General features: G+C 47.6%; 20 protein-coding genes and 1 tRNA gene. 13 read left to right on the top strand and 8 right to left on the bottom strand.

All coding sequences use genetic code 11. The features are described from left to right. Positions 1 to 346 precede the first annotated feature (346 nt). The 6 genes from F569_RS0112680 to F569_RS0112650 all read left to right on the top strand — a co-directional run bounded on the left by F569_RS0112680 (position 347) and on the right by F569_RS0112650 (position 4,417). On the top strand, positions 347 to 1,564 hold the full coding sequence (locus F569_RS0112680; RefSeq protein WP_026942503.1) for a tyrosine-type recombinase/integrase: 1,218 nt from the start codon (positions 347 to 349) through the stop codon (positions 1,562 to 1,564). Beyond that, positions 1,557 to 2,165: a hypothetical protein gene (locus F569_RS0112675; protein WP_026942502.1), complete on the top strand. Its 609-nt coding sequence runs from the start codon at positions 1,557 to 1,559 to the stop codon at positions 2,163 to 2,165. Before F569_RS0112680 ends, F569_RS0112675 begins: the two co-directional genes overlap by 8 nt. A gap of 84 nt (positions 2,166 to 2,249) precedes the next feature. Further along, complete coding sequence (locus tag F569_RS0112670) at positions 2,250 to 2,432, top strand: helix-turn-helix domain-containing protein (protein ID WP_034388835.1); 183 nt, start codon at positions 2,250 to 2,252, stop codon at positions 2,430 to 2,432. A gap of 336 nt (positions 2,433 to 2,768) precedes the next feature. Continuing rightward, positions 2,769 to 3,281: a hypothetical protein gene (locus F569_RS0112660; protein ID WP_026942500.1), complete on the top strand. Its 513-nt coding sequence runs from the start codon at positions 2,769 to 2,771 to the stop codon at positions 3,279 to 3,281. A gap of 142 nt (positions 3,282 to 3,423) precedes the next feature. Continuing rightward, on the top strand, positions 3,424 to 3,762 hold the full coding sequence (locus F569_RS0112655) for a hypothetical protein (RefSeq protein ID WP_026942499.1): 339 nt from the start codon (positions 3,424 to 3,426) through the stop codon (positions 3,760 to 3,762). Positions 3,763 to 4,102: 340 nt separating this feature from the next. After that, positions 4,103 to 4,417 (top strand): hypothetical protein, encoded by a 315-nt coding sequence (locus F569_RS0112650; protein WP_034388831.1) that lies wholly within the window; start codon positions 4,103 to 4,105, stop codon positions 4,415 to 4,417. A 274-nt stretch (positions 4,418 to 4,691) separates the two neighbouring features. Here the strand turns inward: F569_RS0112650 and F569_RS0112645 are convergent. Together F569_RS0112645 and F569_RS0112640 are read right to left on the bottom strand one after the other, a co-directional pair. After that, positions 4,692 to 4,767: transfer RNA gene (locus tag F569_RS0112645), tRNA-Ala, on the bottom strand. 56 nt (positions 4,768 to 4,823) lie between these two features. Then, a complete protein-coding gene (locus F569_RS0112640) occupies positions 4,824 to 5,273 on the bottom strand; it encodes an FYDLN acid domain-containing protein (RefSeq protein ID WP_026942497.1) in 450 nt (149 codons plus the stop codon). Between the two features lie 126 nt (positions 5,274 to 5,399). Between F569_RS0112640 and aroA the strand changes: the two genes are divergently transcribed. The 6 genes from aroA to mscL all read left to right on the top strand — a co-directional run bounded on the left by aroA (position 5,400) and on the right by mscL (position 11,781). Beyond that, a complete protein-coding gene (aroA, locus tag F569_RS17995) occupies positions 5,400 to 6,749 on the top strand; it encodes a 3-phosphoshikimate 1-carboxyvinyltransferase (protein ID WP_051279868.1) in 1,350 nt (449 codons plus the stop codon). Beyond that, positions 6,746 to 7,378, top strand: coding sequence for a (d)CMP kinase (gene cmk, locus F569_RS0112630; RefSeq protein ID WP_026942496.1), 633 nt, complete (start codon positions 6,746 to 6,748; stop codon positions 7,376 to 7,378). The genes aroA and cmk overlap by 4 nt, the downstream gene beginning before the upstream one ends. Before the next feature lie 136 nt (positions 7,379 to 7,514). Next, a complete protein-coding gene (locus F569_RS0112625) occupies positions 7,515 to 8,135 on the top strand; it encodes a tetratricopeptide repeat protein (RefSeq protein WP_026942495.1) in 621 nt (206 codons plus the stop codon). A gap of 991 nt (positions 8,136 to 9,126) precedes the next feature. Beyond that, positions 9,127 to 10,833 carry a 30S ribosomal protein S1 gene (gene rpsA, locus F569_RS0112620; protein WP_026942494.1) on the top strand — a complete coding sequence of 569 codons (1,707 nt, stop codon included), beginning with the start codon at positions 9,127 to 9,129 and terminating at the stop codon, positions 10,831 to 10,833. Positions 10,834 to 10,971: 138 nt separating this feature from the next. Then, positions 10,972 to 11,259: an integration host factor subunit beta gene (locus F569_RS0112615; RefSeq protein ID WP_026942493.1), complete on the top strand. Its 288-nt coding sequence runs from the start codon at positions 10,972 to 10,974 to the stop codon at positions 11,257 to 11,259. Between the two features lie 108 nt (positions 11,260 to 11,367). Then, positions 11,368 to 11,781 carry a large conductance mechanosensitive channel protein MscL gene (mscL, locus tag F569_RS0112610; RefSeq protein ID WP_026942492.1) on the top strand — a complete coding sequence of 138 codons (414 nt, stop codon included), beginning with the start codon at positions 11,368 to 11,370 and terminating at the stop codon, positions 11,779 to 11,781. 181 nt (positions 11,782 to 11,962) lie between these two features. Here the strand turns inward: mscL and lptB are convergent, their stop codons facing one another. The 5 genes from lptB to F569_RS0112585 form a co-directional block, all read right to left on the bottom strand. Next, positions 11,963 to 12,742, bottom strand: a complete 780-nt coding sequence (lptB, locus tag F569_RS0112605; protein WP_084169015.1) for an LPS export ABC transporter ATP-binding protein — start codon at positions 12,740 to 12,742, stop codon at positions 11,963 to 11,965. 29 nt (positions 12,743 to 12,771) lie between these two features. After that, positions 12,772 to 13,299, bottom strand: a complete 528-nt coding sequence (locus tag F569_RS0112600; RefSeq protein WP_026942490.1) for an LptA/OstA family protein — start codon at positions 13,297 to 13,299, stop codon at positions 12,772 to 12,774. A 9-nt stretch (positions 13,300 to 13,308) separates the two neighbouring features. Beyond that, positions 13,309 to 13,818 carry an LptA/OstA family protein gene (locus F569_RS0112595; RefSeq protein ID WP_026942489.1) on the bottom strand — a complete coding sequence of 170 codons (510 nt, stop codon included), beginning with the start codon at positions 13,816 to 13,818 and terminating at the stop codon, positions 13,309 to 13,311. Further along, complete coding sequence (lptC, locus tag F569_RS0112590; RefSeq protein WP_026942488.1) at positions 13,818 to 14,498, bottom strand: LPS export ABC transporter periplasmic protein LptC; 681 nt, start codon at positions 14,496 to 14,498, stop codon at positions 13,818 to 13,820. Before lptC ends, F569_RS0112595 begins: the two co-directional genes overlap by 1 nt. A gap of 91 nt (positions 14,499 to 14,589) precedes the next feature. Continuing rightward, complete coding sequence (locus F569_RS0112585) at positions 14,590 to 15,219, bottom strand: ribonuclease D (RefSeq protein WP_026942487.1); 630 nt, start codon at positions 15,217 to 15,219, stop codon at positions 14,590 to 14,592. A gap of 96 nt (positions 15,220 to 15,315) precedes the next feature. Here F569_RS0112585 and F569_RS17990 point away from each other — a divergent pair, with 96 nt between their 5' ends. Next, positions 15,316 to 16,359 carry a bifunctional transcriptional activator/DNA repair enzyme AdaA gene (locus F569_RS17990; RefSeq protein ID WP_051279867.1) on the top strand — a complete coding sequence of 348 codons (1,044 nt, stop codon included), beginning with the start codon at positions 15,316 to 15,318 and terminating at the stop codon, positions 16,357 to 16,359. Here F569_RS17990 and F569_RS0112575 read toward each other — a convergent pair. After that, positions 16,345 to 17,451 carry a DegT/DnrJ/EryC1/StrS family aminotransferase gene (locus F569_RS0112575; protein ID WP_026942486.1) on the bottom strand — a complete coding sequence of 369 codons (1,107 nt, stop codon included), beginning with the start codon at positions 17,449 to 17,451 and terminating at the stop codon, positions 16,345 to 16,347. The genes F569_RS17990 and F569_RS0112575 overlap by 15 nt on opposite strands. Positions 17,452 to 17,483 lie beyond the last annotated feature (32 nt).

Here is a 17,483-nt window from a genome sequence, read left to right as displayed (position 1 = left end):
GGACACTCAAAATAGCGAGAGAGACAATGCCGCAATAGGGGCCTTATAAGGTGTGATAACACGTCTCTGTAAAGCTAAAATGGCTCTCACATCACGCTAACCCACGGAAACTAGGCTGCTATTTTAGGAGAGATAAAACCAACGGTTCGACACTGTGGTTTTTGGTGGAGCCTAGGGACTTCTAACTATCGTTTGCTGTCATCCGCTGTAATCCGTTAAACAACTGTTATAGTTCATTTTATTATATTTATCATCTGCAACTGTTCATTATAGTTTGCCATTACCCATGAATATTTGTAGGGTAAATTGTAGGGTAGAGATAACTTCCCTTAATTTGCGAGGAACTATGGCCACTTTCAATCGACTTACAGCCGCCAAGATAAAGAGCCTACAAAAGCAGGGCAAACGCGCCAGATGTGCTGATGGTGGCGGTCTATACGCTGTCATAACTGCATCTGGAGGCATTAACTGGAGCTACCTTTACATGCAGAATGGAATAAGGCGGGAAATCGGGCTCGGCGGCAGCAAGTTTAGCTTGAGTGATGCACGTAAACGCGCGGCCATTGTAAGGTCTGCTATAAACAATGGTAATGACCCCGCCCAGGTTCTGAAACCCAAGGCTCCAAGATCATTTTTAGATGCGGCTAAAGGCAAGTTAGAAAGCCTAAATTTGCACGAGGGCAACGCAAAAAACCAATATCAATGGGAGCGCACCGCCTATGAGCATTGTAAGCCCCTGCATAACAAACCCATTGAAACGATTAGCACAGATGATGTGCTCAAAGTAATCAAACCAATTTGGGTATCTACCCCTGAAACGGGACGGCGCACTCGCAATCGCATTGAAGCCATAATTGATTATGCAAAAGCTAAAGGCTGGCGCGAAGCCGATAATCCCGCGCGGTGGAAAGGACACTTAAAAGAAATCCTGCCAAAGCAACGGGACACGGTAAAACATTATTCCAGCCTGCCCTATGCGGAAATGCCAGACTTTGTAACCACACTACGAGAGAGAATTGCCAATCATGGGGCGACCTCCTTAAATATGCTTGGCTTTGTTATTATGACTGCCGCTCGCACCAATGAGGCAAGGTTAGCCAAATGGTCTGAAATAGACTTGGAGGCGGCCTTATGGTCGATACCTGCTGATAGAATGAAAACGGGCCAACCTCATACCGTTCCCCTGAATGATTGGGCCATTGAATTATTGAAAGCGCAAATTCCATCGCCAGATCTTAAGCTAAGTCCAGACGATTACGTTTTTAAATCTAATCAGCGCGATAAACCTCTTTCCAATATGGCCATGCTAACGGCCTTAAAACGAATGGGACGCAGTGATATTACTACCCATGGCTTCCGGTCAACATTCAGAGATTGGGTAGGAGACTGCACAAAATTCCCTCGCGAGGTAGCAGAGGTCGCCCTGTCGCATTCTGTAGGTGATGCGGTAGAAAGGTCCTACAGGCGCTCAGACGCATTAAAGAAGCGCAGACAATTAATGGAAGCTTGGAACGATTATTGCGCAGGCGTTCACTCTGGTGACGTTGTGTGGCTTCATGGATAACCTCAATAAGCTTTATGCTAAATTCTTCTTTCCTATCGAGTGGCATATTCTAATCAATACAAATAAAATGCTTGAGAATAGGCTGGAGCAAATCATTGAGACCAGATCGGAACAAAAAAAACCCGCAAAAGGCGCTCCTAAAAAGCCAGCTGAATTAAAAAAACCCGTTCTTAGAGCTCTACTAATCAATCAGATTAACAGACAAGATAGAATGGTGGATAACATTCTCCAACCAAGTTCTAAGGATATCAGATGCAAGATACAGGTAAACGGCACAATAGAGGGTAGTAAAATCTTACAGGTCACGGACGAAAATGCGCTGGCAATCTACAATGATTATTTCTACAGGTCGTTCGGCACCGCGCTGCACGATAGTTTTTTATATATAGAAAAGCATGTCAATCTTAAGGCATACTCCAAAGCTGATTATCAAAAGAAATATAAGCGTGAACTACAAGAATTTACCGATAAAGAGCTTGATGAGCAAATCAAGATAAAGAATGAAAAACGTAAAGAGGAACTCTTAAGGTCAATTTCTAAGGGCAGACGTGACATAAGGAAATATAAAATATTTCTTTCAACTCCACCTCCCTTCTATTAGCACGAAAAAAACATTTTTTGCCAAGTGTTTTGTCTTTTATCCGTGACTATCTCCAGATGTTCACATGCACCATTGGAGACAAATATGGCAAAAATATCAGTAACAATCCCTGAAGCTTGCGAGCTATCAGGACTAGGACGCTCAACCCTCTACAAACTATTCAAATCAGGTGACCTTACACCGAGGAAATGTGGCAAGCGCACGCTCATTCTCGTAAGCGAGCTTGAAAGCTACCTCACAAACCTTCCAACCGATGAGGCGGCATGATGGAAAACCCGTATGTAAGGCCCAGTCCTATCATCGCCGATAGGGGTGAAAACATTGGGGTAGCCCCTCAAAATTTATCCTATCAGCAGCTAGAGGCCCTAGGACACCCAAAGAACCCACTGAAGGCTATAAGGGCGCATTGTGTGGGATGCAGCAACGGCGTGATAAGCGAAGTCAACAAGTGTCATTTAACCGACTGCCCACTCTGGCCAATGCGGATGGGTAGAAATCCCTTTCACGCTCAATCTAAACATTCACAAAACAAAGATGAAGCCCCGGTCGCGTTCAAACAATCCGAGGCTTCTGAAACCCCTATTGAAAAGGATTTAAACAAACATGCGTAATAATAAGAAAGAAAACAAGCCCCGCTATCTAAGGATAGAAGATTGGGAATATAAATGCCTCGCTTACAAGGCCCTCTCGCCAAATGCGAGATCTGTATATTTTCACATGAGAACGCTCTACAATGGCCGCAACAATGGCCAAATAGCTATGGCAACGCGGGACGCTGGGGCTATAATTCGAAAGTCTAATGCAACAGGGGCCAGAGCCCTTCGGGAACTTATTGCGTTAGGTTTCATCAAAGTCAGGCAAGAAAGCACCTTTGCTCAAAAACGCCTTGCTAGAGAATACGAGCTCACAGCTTTATCAATGAAACCCGCTCTTAAAGGTGATCGACTTCCTGTTGGCACAAGAGACTTTAGAAAGCTCTCTGAGAAAGAATTGAAGGTCATATTGCTTCATCTGAACGGCAAGCAAAAACAAAACGTAGTTCCACTGGTGAAAAGGCCAGTATCACCTATGAAACCATCAGGCTCAAATCGGCCAAAAAAGCGCAATACAGATTAGCCTGTTAAACTATGGGCAATCTTCACAGTCTCGCCAACTATACACATGTAATTACCATACCCTTTTAGCGAGGCTTTAAATTCAGCGTGTTTTAATGCTAGGCTAAATGTTATCGCTTTTTATAAAGTTGTTTGGAGTTGGTATGGATGAATTACATATATTACTGTTAATACTGGTAATCTTTTTGGCTGTTAATTTCTACAAGTCTTTTGATAAACAGGATAAGATATTAAAAAAACAAGGTGACCGGTTTGCCTCTGGCCAAGAACTTTGTGAGCGTTTGTTTGAAATATCTTCTCGTGTTGAGGCTATGTTGCCTGAAGGTGAGGCGGACGTCACAGATGAAATCAATGGTATCGGCATTAAGCTAACAAAATTGATTTCACCTGGTTCTAAGTTAAACGAAAAAATTAGTCGGGCTGATTTTAAGGGCGATGGAATATACAATGCAGGAGTATTTCATCCGTTTGATCAAACCTAGAAGCAGTCTTGAACCAAGGACTGCTCATTTAAATCAATTCTAAGGAGTGTAGCCTGCATAGATAGTGTGGTGATTGAATTGCGTATCTCCTTGGGATTACCACCGCATATAAGTTTTGAGCGTCAATCCGCTCTAAAGAAGCCATTCACCAGCAAGAACATAAAGCTATGCCTAGTTTTTAAGGTGTTTTTATAGCGGCGCTTATGGCCAGTGAGGACGTCTTTCGAAGTAAATTACGGCTGTATGGTGCATAATAGTGCAGTTTCAGCTCAATTCCTTATATGATTTCCCTTTAATGAACCTATTACCTATGAATATAACTTCATATCGGGATTATAAAATGGATCATTCTTCAATAGCCATTGCATATGTATTCATGCTTTTTGGGGGCTTGTTTTTGTGGTTCATGCCATTCGCTCATCTATTTTTTGATGACATTGATCGAAAGACAACGAATAAAAATGTTAGCAATGACTGGTTTATTTTAACAATCTTACTGATTGCGGGAGCTATGGGCTGGTTCAGTTTCGCTCAAGCAATGGAATACTTTGGAGGTAATGCAGTATCGAAGTGGATGATTAATGATGGTGGAGCTCTGATTATTGCAGTTATTTCACCAGCTTATTTCTTTCTATCAAACCTTGGGGATGACTAAAAGTTCACCTCAAAATTTCTACCGAAAAACTATCCAAAAAAATATGGCGAACGTGAGAGAAGGACGTATATACATAGGCCATACGCGGTTTAGGTATCTTATTGGCCCATAGGGGGTGTAGTCACTTACAGAAATTGATACGGCGGATGAAAATTCTGAAAGCGAATTGACAATGGAATGCCATCAGCAAACCATACTTTGTATGGTAGACTATAGGGTAGAATTGATATTTCTGTTAAATATCTAACAATATCAATTACTTATATGTATGCATTGGTGGAGCCTAGGGGAGTCGAACCCCTGACCTCTTCGCTGCCAGCGAAGCGCTCTACCAGCTGAGCTAAGGCCCCTTTAAAAGGTTCGCGCTGTGTAAGCTTACACAGCGCGCTGGTCAATATGATTTATACTAGATTTCAACTTCTTCGATGTCGTCATCATCATCAGCATCATCCGGCGGAGGCATGACATTCTCATCCTCATCATCCACAAGAGCTGCATCTTCATCTTCGTCTTCATCCGTTTGGAAACCGTCAAATTCAGGCTTATCTTCATCATCTGATGTCCCGCCAATGACAGCGACATCATCGCCATCCAGTTCAAGCTCTTTGGCGGCTTCTTCATCCTCATCGATATCGTCTTCATCGACTTCGGCCTTTTCCACGCCTTCATCATCTTCGTCGTCATCTTTTTCGGGCGCGAGCGGCTCAAGCGGCATGATCGGCTTGGGCTCAAGCTCCGCCGGATCAAAGCTATGCTGGCACATCGGACATGTCGCCGGATTGCGGGTTAAATCATAAAATTTGGCTTCGCATTCAGGACAGACGCGTTTTTCGCCAAGTTCAGCCTTCTTTGCCATGAGGGACCTCTTATAATCTTCTTCATGTGACATATGCCACTTGCGCCATCTGTTTTGAGCGCTAAAAGCGCGTCTTACCGTTTAGGGGCGGTGAGTCAACAGACAATAAAGACGGAAAGAAGATAGATGTCAGTTACCTCCCACCGCGCAGCGGCGCTTAGCGGAACAGTCCGCGCCCCCGGCGATAAATCCATATCGCACCGCGCATTGATTTTGGGCGCGATGGCAGAGGGCACAACCACTGTGTCCGGCTTGCTCGAAGGCGCAGATATTCTGGCCACGGCCGTGGCGGTTCAGGACTTTGGCGCACGCGCAGTGCGTAAAGCCAATGGCGATTGGAGCATTACGGGCTGCGGGGATACAGGCTTTACGTCTCCGGCGGGCCATGTAGATTGCGGCAATGCTGGAACAGGCGTGCGCCTGATTATGGGCGCGGCGGCAGGTTATGATTTATCAGTAACATTTACGGGCGACGCCTCGCTTTCTGCGCGTCCTATGGGCCGTGTCTTGGATCCTCTCTCTGAGATGGGTGTGACATATGACGCTCAAGAGGGTGGCCGCCTTCCTGCGACACTTACATCTAATGGCAACCTTTCTCCGCTGGATTACACACCGCCTCATGCCAGCGCACAGGTTAAATCAGCCATTCTTTTGGCAGGCCTTAATACAAATGGTATCACAACCGTCAATGAGCCGACATTATCGCGCGATCATACGGAAAACATGCTTAAGGCTTTCGGCGCGGACGTCACCGTCAAGTCCCAAGGCGACGGAGCCAAAGTCAGCGTCAAAGGCCCTGTCACGCTTAAAGCGGCGCATGTGAATGTGCCGGGCGATCCATCCTCAGCCGCTTTCCCGATTGTCGCAGCGTTGACCACGCCAGGTTCTGATATAATTGTCGAGAACGTTATGATGAACCCGACGCGCATTGGCCTGTTTGAAACATTGACGGAAATGGGCGGCTATTTACGCTCTGATAATTTTCGTACCTCAGGAGGCGAAATTATCGCCGATATTCATGTGAAGCATTCCAAGCTGCACGGCGTGACAGTGCCGGAAAATCGCGCCCCATCCATGATCGATGAATATCCCATCCTTGCCATTGCGGCGGCCCATGCCAATGGCACGACGATTATGCGCGGCATTGGCGAAATGCGCGTCAAAGAAAGCGACCGCATCAGCGCGACTACTGCATTGCTAACCGCTAATGGCGTCGAAACGAGCGAATATGAAGACGGCTTTGCCGTTAAAGGCGGGACTGTCGCGGGGGGCGGAACCGTTATCACGCATCATGATCATCGTATTGCTATGTCTGCGCTTATTTTGGGCCTTAATGCGACCCAGCCCGTCAGCATTGATGATGGTGAAATGATTGCCACAAGCTTCCCAACATTTTTCGAGCTTATGAACGGGCTTGGCGCGAATATAAAAGAAGCTAGAACTGAAGGCGCGCAAACGGACACCCCCGCCGCATGATTGTAATCGCCATAGACGGCACCTTTGCCAGCGGTAAAGGTACGCTTGGCAAGCGCCTCGCCGCGCATTACGGGCTCTCTTATCTGGACACGGGAAAGCTTTACCGCGCTGTGGGTTATGCCGTCATGAAAGCCAGCGGCGACCCCGAAAATGCAGAGCACGCCACAAAAGCCGCGAAAGACCTGACAGGCCAAGAGCTTGATAACCCCATCCTCAAAAGCGGCGAAGTGGCCGTCAATGCTTCCAAAGTCGCAGTCCATCCCGAGGTGCGTCAAGCCCTCTTCCAATTCCAAAGAGATTTTGCAAGCAAGGGCGCGGTGCTTGATGGGCGCGATATCGGCACCGTTATCTGCCCCGACGCCGATGTGAAATTTTATGTCGATGCCAAAGCCGAAATACGGGCCCAACGCCGCCATACAGAACTTATGGGATATGGTGAAGACATTACTTTTGAGACCGTCCTTGCGCAATTAATAGAACGCGATAACCGAGACAAAACCCGCAAAGAGGCCCCGTTAAAAGCGGCAGAAGATGCGCACCTCATAGAGACTAGCATTATGGGGATTGATGAGGTTTTTGAGACGGCTGTGCGGATTACCGATGCTGTGTTGGATCTTAAAGCGACATAATCTGCTCCAAGCTTTGCGTCTCAAATTGATGGGTTTGAAAAATTTTTTGAAATTAATGTCGCGTTAACCATAAAGGTTAATAGAATATTAACATAATGCGTTAATCTTCTGTTAATACATCTGGGAGTGACGGGTTATGATCAATTCAGTTTTTACAAAATTTGCAGCGCTAATGTTCGTCTTTGCGCTTATCCTTGTACCAGCTATGTTGCTCTTGCCAAATGACGGCATTCAATCCGCCCATGCACAACCCGATCCCCGCCCTGCAAAATTGGTGGTGTCTGATACGGCGCTGAGTTCAGATGACGTAACATCAGATGACATGACAAAGGACACTATAATCGAAGTCGCAAGCCTCTCCCTCACTGAGGATAACTTTGACCGGGCTATACCCAACACAGATACAGCAGGATTGATCGCCCATGCTAATGCCCTAATTGCGGCGCAAAAATTTGACCAAGCCATACAAACGCTAAACCGCATCCAAGGCGTGGATAAAGACAGATATGATGTGCAGTTCCTCTTTGCGAGAGTGCTGTCTTGGTCAGGGCAACACGATGAGGCAGAAGATAAATTCCAAGTTCTCAGAGCCGCCTATCCGCAAAACGCAGATATATTAGTGTCCTACGGATACCTAAAACTCTACCAAAACCAACATAGCCAAGCCCAACGCATCTTCGAAACTGTCCTACAAAGCCATCCGAATTATCAGGACGCAAGAAATGGCCTAAGCAAAGCCAGGATTGCTAAGGGGTAATTTTCTGGGGAGGTCTCTTCAAAAATGAATACCTCCTGTCATGAACACATAACCTAGAGAATTATGAATCTAGCTAGAGTGTAATCACAGACTGATGTCTCAGCGCTCCCTGATAAAGCTGCCCTTGCGTGTGCTTGCAAACACAGGTAGAAAGCGCGTAATAGAAGGTGGATATGTGGCACCAAGCCTAGTTATTGCAAAGCGACGCTCCCCCATATTCCGTTCCCTCTTTCCCGCTTCGCAGCGCCCTCAATCCTCACGAAATCAGCCCAAAATCTCAAGCCTTGCTGCACTCCCCAACAATCGTATCCTTGGTCCCCTCACCTGCCCCTATATTCAATCTTGTAAATGCGGGGAAAGACGTTCTCCCAAATTTACACAGGTCAGGGATAGGCCCTGATGTTTTTGACAAAAGGCGCCTTATGGCTTGATCTGAAATATGTTTTCGCAGGGTTTGTGTAATTTGTTTCTACAAAAGACACATTGGACAGGTAAGACGTTACTTACTGCCCTGCGAGACGGTGTGGCCAAGGCAGCGTGCTAAACGAGCACGAAAAGGCCGGGTCTCTGCGGGCGTTTAACGCGCAGATAAAAACACCGCCGCGGGGGTCATCCCTGTGTTTATTAGTTTCCCAGGTGTGCCTCAGGGCATCGCCCCCGCGGACGTCCACTTTTAGTGGCGGATTGCCTATGTTGATTTTTTCCTAAGAAAAATTCAACGAACCAACCCAATCCGCAAGCCCTTCGGGCAGGATGAGTTTGGTGAGCAAACTCTAAGCTGCCACTCGATGGGCAGCCGCAAAAAGCGCATGGGCACTTATTTGCGCCTCTATATCCGCTATTGCACCTTTATCATCTATCCCCTATAGGGCGCGCAATCTTCGCGGCATGTTTCCTTCATGCCGCTTTGTTTTTTAAAGGCCCCGATTGGCGGGGCCAGACCGCGGGACACAACCCGTCGGCCGGAACCAGTATTAAAAGGACTATTGCTATGAGCACAGCTCAAGACTCCATGACCCCCACCACTGATGATTTTGCCTCCATGTTTGAGGCCTCCGTCGAGTCCAACTCGATGAAAGAAGGCAGTGTTGTTAAAGGCCGCGTAACGGCCATTGAAAAAGATATTGTCGTGATCGACGTGGGCCTCAAAACAGAAGGCCGCGTCCCGCTTCGCGAATTTTATGTTCCAGGACAAGCGGACGAAGATAAAGTCAAAGTCGGCGACGATGTTGATATTTATTTGGAACGTATCGAAAATGCTCTTGGCGATGCTATTCTCTCGCGCGACAAAGCCCGCCGCGAAGAAAGCTGGATCAAGATGGCAGCATTCCACGAAAAAGAAGAGCCGGTACCTGGCGCTATCGTTGGACGCGTCAAAGGCGGCTTTACGGTCGATCTTGGCGGTATCAATGCTTTCCTTCCAGGCTCACAAGTTGATATCCGTCCGGTTCGCGACATTGGCCCGCTTATGAACCAAGAGCAGCCTTTCATGATCCTCAAGATGGACCGCACACGCGGCAACATCGTTGTCTCGCGCCGCGCTATCCTTGAGGAAAGCCGCGCTGAACAACGTGCAGAACTTGTCGGCCAGCTCGCCGAAGGCGAAACACGCGAAGGCGTTGTCAAGAATATCACCGATTACGGTGCGTTCGTTGACCTTGGCGGCATTGACGGTCTCCTCCACGTGACGGATATGAGTTGGCGCCGCGTGAGCCATCCAAGCCAAGTGCTTGCAGTTGGTGATACAGTTGCGGTTAAAATCATCCGCATCAACCCAGAGACACAGCGCATCAGCCTCGGCATGAAGCAGCTTCAGGAAGATCCATGGCTAGCAGCTGCCGCGAAATATACGGTTGGCACGCGCCACACAGGGACTGTCACGAATATTGCCGATTACGGTGCATTCATCGAGCTGGAAGAAGGCGTTGAAGGTCTTGTTCACGTGTCTGAGATGTCTTGGACGAAGAAAAACATCCACCCAGGTAAAATCGTCTCGACGTCACAAGAAGTCGATGTCGAAGTTCTCGAAGTGGATCAGGAAAAGCGCCGCATTTCACTCGGTATCAAGCAAGTCCAAGACAATCCTTGGGACAGCTTTACAGACCGCTTCCCTGTGGGATCAACAATTTCAGGCGAAGTTCGCTCTGTCACTGAGTTCGGTCTCTTCATTGGTCTGGACGGCGATATTGACGGCATGGCGCATCTCTCTGATCTGTCTTGGGACAAATCTGGCGAGGAAGCCCTGCAAGACTATAAGAAAGGCGACACTGTTGAAGCCAAAATTCTTGAAGTCGATATTGAGAAAGAGCGCATCTCTCTCGGCGTGAAGCAGCTTGTGAAAGATACAGGTCCAACCGGCGGCGGCAAAGGCATTTTGCGCGGTAAGACTGTCACATGTACAGTTACGAATGTGCAGCAAGCCGGTCTTGACGTCACAATTGGCGAAGACAACGACATCGTAGCCTTTATCCGCAAGGGTGATCTGTCCCGTGAGCGCTCAGAGCAGCGCCCAGAACGCTTTGCTGTTGGCGACAAAGTCGACGCGATGGTGACACGTGTGGCCAAAGGTCAATACTCACTCTCTATCAAGGCGCTCGAAATCGCTGAAGAAAAAGAAGCTGTCGAGCAATACGGCAGCGCCGATTCAGGGGCGTCTTTAGGCGACATTCTCGGCGCGGCTTTGAAGGGCGACGACTAAGCCCTAATTATGATTTTGCCGCCGTTAAGGCGGCATTAACTATAAAAGGCTCTGAAATCATTACGGTTTCAGGGCCTTTTTCATGCGTGCATATGAATAACTATTGACGGGGGCAGAGCGCATTTGCTTTAAGATATTATGCTTAGATCAGAACTTATCGACACACTCCACGAAGAGAACCCACATCTCACACGGGCGGACACAGAACGTGTTGTGGCTGTGGTTTTAGAATCCATCACGCAAACGCTTGAAAAAGGCGCACGTGTTGAGCTTCGCGGTTTTGGAGCGTTTTCTGTGCGTCACCGCAAGTCACGCTCGGGCCGGAACCCGCGTACAGGCGGCTCAGTTTTTGTACCGGAAAAACATGTTCCGTTCTTCCGCACAGGTAAAGATCTACGCGCACGGATCGACTCTACGCGTAAATAACGCTTTGTAGGGCGACAAGCATGTGTAACTGACAGATTGACGCAATATATCTTTTTGTGCAAAAGCCCCGCATCTGACCGATTCTGGTCGTAACTAAGGGGGAATATCATGGGAATGATTTCTGAATTTAAAGAGTTTGCTATGAAGGGCAGTATGCTCGACATGGCTGTTGGAATTATCATGGGCGGTGCATTTGGGACTGTCATCAAATCACTTATCGAAGACGTTATCATGCCGGTTGTTGGCCATTTCAGCGGCGGCATTGATTTTGGGGCTAAGAAAATAGTTTTATCTCCAGCTGAGTTAGACGCAACTGGGGCTGTCATCGAAGGCACAGGTGCAGCGATTAGCTATGGCTCATTCATCAATGCTATGATCGCATTTGCAATCTTGGCATGGGTATTGTTTATGATTATCAAGGGCATGAACAAAGCGAAAAAGGCTGAAGAAGAAGCCCCTGCAGCTCCGCCAGCAAACGAAGTTTTGCTTGCTGAAATTCGCGACTTACTTGCGAAAAAGTAAGTTTGCCTAAAACTGAAAAGAGACCCGCCTCAACAGAAGCGGGTTTTTTATTGGGATAAAGAGATTCGAAATTGAACCAATATAAACAATGACATTCAAAAGAACGGATGTTTTGCGGTGCACAAATACACACTAAGAGTGTGTATATTTGCGGCCCTTATCGGCGTTTGCAACGTAAACGCTACGCGTATTTATCACCCAAATAGACTCGGCGCACATCTTTATTGGCGCGGATTTCATCTGGTGTTCCTTCGAAAAGGGCTTCACCTTGGAATAAAATCGAGGCGCGGTCTACAATATCGAGAGTTTCGCGAACACGGTGATCTGTAATCAAAATCCCAATGCCGCGCTTTTTAAGATAAAGCACAAGCTCTGAAATATCGGCAATCGCAATCGGGTCAATCCCTGTGAAAGGCTCGTCAAGTAAGATAAAGCTTGGACGAGAGGCAAGTGCGCGGGCGATCTCAACACGCCGGCGCTCACCCCCGGACAAGGCAAGGGCCGGACTTTTCTTGATGTGTCCAATATTTAGCTCGTCCAAAAGCGCTTCCACGTTATCATCCCATTTAGAACGGTCACGTTCGGTCAACTGCACAACAGCTTTGATATTTTCTTCCACGGTCAACCCGCGAAAAATAGATTGCTCTTGCGGTAAATATCCGACACCAAGACGGGCGCGTTGATACATAGGCAACCCGGTAATATCTTGGCCATCAAGCGTGATCATTCCGCGGTCAGCTTCAATGAGGCCCATAATCATATAAAAACTGGTGGTTTTGCCCGCACCGTTCGGCCCCATAAGCGCAACAACTTCGCCGCGCTGAACTGTTAGCGTAATGTCTTTAACAACAACGCGCCCGCGATAAGCTTTGCCGATATTATTAGCAGCCAGGCCTTTAGGCGGCGGCACAAAATCAGTAGCCGTATTTTGCGAATTTACTTTAGGATCAGCGTCAGCCATCTGTGTTCCTTTAGTCTCAGCTTAACTGCTTAAGACTGGCTTCCGCCTGTATTTTTTAGTAAAATTTTGACGCGGCCCTTGGAGCCACAACGACGACCTTTGCAGGTTCCCACAACGCGGGCTTCTTCGGTAGTGAGGTTATAAATCAGCGTATGACCCGTCACAACATTTTCACCTTGAAGCAAGATTACATCTCCGGTGACTGTAAAGCTATCTGTGGCTTGAACATAAACGCCGTTATTCCCGCGCACTTCTTGCTCAGGGGTGATGTAGTAAAAATTACCAGTGGCTTCGATACGGGAAATATCACTCGCAGCACCATTGCTGGTAGCGCCCGCAACACCGCCGAAGATTTTCATCTTATCCGCGAGGATACGTGTACCGCCTTGGCGTACATCGACTTGCCCTGTTAGAGTGGTCGTCCCTCCAGAATTTACAATATCATCAGCCGTCGCATCGATGGGCGCATTATTGTTACGCGCGAATTGGGCATTTGCTGTAAGCGGCATAGCAGCCATTAAAAGAGCTACAGCGCTCAACTTCATAACAGATTTCATAACTCTATCCTAATTTCCAATTCTGATTGTGGGGCGTCCCGAGCAGTCTGAACCTTGGCACTGGCCTGAAAAACGAATTGTTTCCGTGTTCACATTATAGATCAATTTATCTGTCGAAGCCGTATTTCCCCCAGGCTGACGGACCTTAACATTTCCAGTGACGGTAATGATGCCTTTATCACGCTCATAAACACCCCGATCCCCCGTCACATTATTATCAGGCGTTGTGTAACGGAAATTCCCGCGGGCATCAATACGGTTCACCGCACCAAGTTTAAGACTTCCCGCGGAGTCGGGTTCGGCTTCAGAGCGATAAATATTCATTGTGTCAGATTGAATACGCGCGATTCCTTGCGTTACATCCACATTCCCGACGAGCACTGTAAGGCCGCCCTCATATGTCGCTTTCTCTGCAAGCACGTTAATCGGCGCGTCACCCCCAAAAATTTGAGCATGGGCTGACAACGAAGATACACTTAAAGACAATAGAGCTATGAGCGCGAAGCCGGTCAAACGCATTATTCATTCCCCTCAAGACCAAGTTCCTGACCCTGTTCAATGATGGCATCCATCCCATCTTTGAAGACAAAAACTCTGTAATTATCATTTATCTCGTAGCTATTGCCATTGACGATACCGAAGCTGCCATTGCATTCAATGCGCTCATCACCCTCAATGCGTTTCTCTTTGGCAAAGATACGCGCATGTGTTGTTTGGCAATTATAGCCATCATCTGTGTTGAGATCGACGGCGGTACGCAAGTTCAAAATCTTTTTGACGTCATCATAAGTCCCAGTCTCTGCAACGACCATTGATGCCTCGGCACCATCCTCTCGGATAAATTCGAGAACGGGTTTAATGAGCGCAACTTCGCTCCGATTAGCGAGTGTACGCGTGGCGGTGTCCGCTGTAAGATAGAAAGGTAATCCGTCCGTCGTACGTCCACTATAGCGAGGGTTGACCATCTTAACCGACTCCGTCGGGTTGTCTTCGAGAATGATTGTACTGGATTGTGTTGCAAATTGGTAAATCAAAGCGGCGGCCAAGAGAGCACAAATGCCCAAGAGAGCGCGTCGCATAAATTTAATTCGCGCGGAATGTTTACGTGCGGCTTCAAGCGTAAGCGTACGCTTTGGCTCCCACAAACCGAGCGCATCGCTGGCAGATCTGTCGCCTGAGGATATAACCGCTGAATTCATGGGCTTAGCTATAGGATAAGGGGCTGAACATTACGATAGTAAATTTCACCAGATGAAGAGATAGTAAGGTAACATTACTAAAGCTTTAGTCTTAATCTGGACGGCGCATTTTATGACTGAAAATGTCCACACCGTCCCAGCCATTCAGATCAAGCTGACACCGCGTCGGAATAAAATCAAAACAATTGCGGGCCATATCAAGGCGGTTTTCGCGAAGCAATCTGGCCATGAGAATATTGCGAAGTTGATGCAGGTAAAGCACATCTGACGCTGCATAATCCAACTGCGCTTTGGTCAGCTCGTCCGACGCCCAATCCGAGCTTTGTTGCTGTTTAGAAAGATCAACATTGATCAGTTCTTTAGTAAGGTCTTTTAGGCCATGACGGTCCGTGTAAGTCCGAACTAATCCCGACGCGATTTTGGTGCAAAAAATCGGGTTTAAATCCACGCCCAAATCCCGGCCCAATATGGCCACATCAAAACGCGCAAAATGAAAAATTTTCTCAATTTTTGGATTGCCTAAAAGCGCTTTCAGATTAGGCGCATCATAGGTATCGCGGTTCATCTGCACGATGTGAGCATTCCCATCACCCGCAGAAAGCTGCACAAGGCATAATTTATCACGCACTAATGAAAGCCCTTGCGTTTCCGTATCCACTGCAACAGCCGTTCCGAAATCCAGTCCTGCGGGCAGATCACCTCTATGAAGCGTAACTGTCATGATTTTTCCTTTTTGAACAGGCTTACAGATATGACTTAAAGATAACAATGCCTGTTTTTCGGCGGTAAAGGGGTAAATATTTGTTATGAAGGCTTTATGAGAACTATAACTGATGATGACCGATACGCCGTTTTAGAGGCGCGGCCCCATAGCTTTTCCGATGAGTTTTTCGTCGGCGTTAAAAGCACGGGAATCTTCTGCCGTATTGGCTGCCCGGCGCGGCTTCCCAAGCGTGATAATTGCATGTTTTATGACACAGCTGAACAAGCCCTCTCCGCAGGATTTCGGGCTTGTAAGCGGTGCCATCCATCCAGCCATGCAGGGGAAGCTTCTAGCACCGTTAAAAAACTTATCACCCTTATTGAAAACGCGCCGGATAAACGCTGGACAGAAACTGATATTAAAGCCGCAGGCATTGACCCGTCCACTGCAAGGCGGCAATTTAAGAAACGTTTCGGCTTGACCTTTGCGCAATATGCAAGAGCTAGACGGTTGGGCGCAGCAGCCCAAAACCTCGCGAAAGGAGAGAGTGTGATAAATGCCCAATTAAATGCAGGCTATGAAAGCGCCTCCGGATTTCGCAAAGCCTTCGCGGATAGTTTCGGTAGCGCTCCTGCGAATGCAAGCCAGACGCCGCTATTTATCGAATGGATGTCAACACCTCTTGGCCCGCTCTTTACGGTCTGCGACGAGACCCATCTTTACATGCTCGAATTTACAACGCGTAAGAATATAGAGCGCGGCTTTGAAAAACTACGCAAAGTTCATAAGCGCGCTGTTATCCCCGGCCGCACAGCGATAACTGACCAAATTGAAGCGGAATTAGAAGCTTACTTTGAAGGTAATCTTACAAGATTTAAAACCCCGCTTTTTCCCACAGGAACAGAGTTTCAAAACCGAGTCTGGAAGGCGTTGCAAGATATTCCTTATGGCGAGAGCTGTGCTTACAGCGACTTGGCTATTTCTGTTGGGAATGAAAAAGCCGTTCGCGCTGTCGCAAGTTCCAATGCCAATAATGGTTTGGCCCTGATTATTCCCTGCCACCGCGTAATCGCCAAAGATGGCGGCCTTGGCGGCTATGCTGGCGGCTTGGAAAAGAAAGAGTGGCTATTAAATCATGAAAAATCAAACAAGCCCTAACAAAGTTTCAATGACCAAATCCTGATCCTCTGGCTTAAGATAAGCATGCATGGGCAGAGCCATAATCACATCTTTGGCCGCCATTGTATTGGGTAATCTATCAGGCGAAATGGGGTAATTTTTATAAGCCGTCTGCATATGAGTTGGCAGCGGGTAATAAGCCGCCACTGGTATTTCAGCTGCTCTCATCCCTGCCATAACAGCGTCGCGATTTGGGACCTCAATCGCATATTGCGCCCATGTGGACAGTCCGCCCTCAATAACCTTTGGCGTTCTGAGAATATTTGATTTGAGCGCATCCGTATACCGATCTGCGATACGGTTGCGGGCCTTAATTTCTTTGCTGAATATGTTTAGTTTCTCAATCAGAATAGCCGCCTGCATTGTGTCCAAACGAGAGTTAAGTCCAATTTGTGCATGGTCGCCGGGGATTGTTCCACGTCCATGAAACCGAAGACTTAACAGAGCTTCTTTCAGCTCTTCATCTCGCGTCAGCATCGCGCCGCCATCCCCATAACAGCCCAGCGGCTTGGCCGGAAAGAAGCTTGTTGTCACGACATCGGCCAATTCTATCGGGGCTTTTCCGTTCAGACGGCACCCCATACCCTGAGCCGAATCCGCCATCAACTTAAGATCGAACTCATCAGCAATCTTTCGGAGCTCTGGATAATTTGCGGGCTGCCCAAAAAGGTCCACCGCGATAATGGCTTTAGCGTTTTTACTGGCAGTAATCGCGGCCCGCAGAGATCTAAGACATATATTATAAGTGTCAGGCTCAACATCAACAAAATAAGGCTTTGCCCCAATGATAGCGATGGCTTCTGCTGTTGCGGCGTAAGTCCAGCTCGGACAAAAAACCGTGTCCCCCGGCCCGACACCCCAAGCTTTGAGCGGTAGGATTATCGCATCTGTTCCATTGGCACAGGATACGGCATGTCCCCCGCCCTCATAAGTGGCAAGCTGCTCTTCAAACTGCGTCACTTCAGGGCCCAGAATAAATTGACCATGTTCAAGCACGCGCTTCAACGCAGCCTCTACATTATCAGCAATAACTGCACGCTGTACCTGTAAATCTATAAATTGGAATTTCATGAAAGCGCACTAACTCAAATAACTCAAATGCC

Source organism: Hellea balneolensis DSM 19091, from assembly GCF_000428525.1.
Taxonomy (GTDB): domain Bacteria; phylum Pseudomonadota; class Alphaproteobacteria; order Caulobacterales; family Maricaulaceae; genus Hellea; species Hellea balneolensis.
Note: the sequence above shows the minus strand (reverse complement) of the source record. Positions and strands in the feature narration are given on the sequence as shown.

Coding starts and splice junctions, on each gene's coding strand:
- F569_RS0112680 (WP_026942503.1), top strand. CDS start 347: ATGGCCACTTTCAATCGACTTACAGCCGCCAAGATAAAGAGCCTACAA.
- F569_RS0112575 (WP_026942486.1), bottom strand. CDS start 17,451: ATGAAATTCCAATTTATAGATTTACAGGTACAGCGTGCAGTTATTGCT.
- F569_RS0112675 (WP_026942502.1), top strand. CDS start 1,557: ATGGATAACCTCAATAAGCTTTATGCTAAATTCTTCTTTCCTATCGAG.
- rpsA (WP_026942494.1), top strand. CDS start 9,127: ATGAGCACAGCTCAAGACTCCATGACCCCCACCACTGATGATTTTGCC.
- cmk (WP_026942496.1), top strand. CDS start 6,746: ATGATTGTAATCGCCATAGACGGCACCTTTGCCAGCGGTAAAGGTACG.
- F569_RS0112670 (WP_034388835.1), top strand. CDS start 2,250: ATGGCAAAAATATCAGTAACAATCCCTGAAGCTTGCGAGCTATCAGGA.
- lptC (WP_026942488.1), bottom strand. CDS start 14,498: ATGAATTCAGCGGTTATATCCTCAGGCGACAGATCTGCCAGCGATGCG.
- F569_RS0112615 (WP_026942493.1), top strand. CDS start 10,972: ATGCTTAGATCAGAACTTATCGACACACTCCACGAAGAGAACCCACAT.
- mscL (WP_026942492.1), top strand. CDS start 11,368: ATGGGAATGATTTCTGAATTTAAAGAGTTTGCTATGAAGGGCAGTATG.
- aroA (WP_051279868.1), top strand. CDS start 5,400: ATGTCAGTTACCTCCCACCGCGCAGCGGCGCTTAGCGGAACAGTCCGC.
- F569_RS0112600 (WP_026942490.1), bottom strand. CDS start 13,299: ATGAAATCTGTTATGAAGTTGAGCGCTGTAGCTCTTTTAATGGCTGCT.
- lptB (WP_084169015.1), bottom strand. CDS start 12,742: ATGGCTGACGCTGATCCTAAAGTAAATTCGCAAAATACGGCTACTGAT.
- F569_RS0112640 (WP_026942497.1), bottom strand. CDS start 5,273: ATGGCAAAGAAGGCTGAACTTGGCGAAAAACGCGTCTGTCCTGAATGC.
- F569_RS0112585 (WP_026942487.1), bottom strand. CDS start 15,219: ATGACAGTTACGCTTCATAGAGGTGATCTGCCCGCAGGACTGGATTTC.
- F569_RS0112655 (WP_026942499.1), top strand. CDS start 3,424: ATGGATGAATTACATATATTACTGTTAATACTGGTAATCTTTTTGGCT.
- F569_RS0112595 (WP_026942489.1), bottom strand. CDS start 13,818: ATGCGTTTGACCGGCTTCGCGCTCATAGCTCTATTGTCTTTAAGTGTA.
- F569_RS17990 (WP_051279867.1), top strand. CDS start 15,316: ATGAGAACTATAACTGATGATGACCGATACGCCGTTTTAGAGGCGCGG.
- F569_RS0112625 (WP_026942495.1), top strand. CDS start 7,515: ATGATCAATTCAGTTTTTACAAAATTTGCAGCGCTAATGTTCGTCTTT.
- F569_RS0112660 (WP_026942500.1), top strand. CDS start 2,769: ATGCGTAATAATAAGAAAGAAAACAAGCCCCGCTATCTAAGGATAGAA.
- F569_RS0112650 (WP_034388831.1), top strand. CDS start 4,103: ATGGATCATTCTTCAATAGCCATTGCATATGTATTCATGCTTTTTGGG.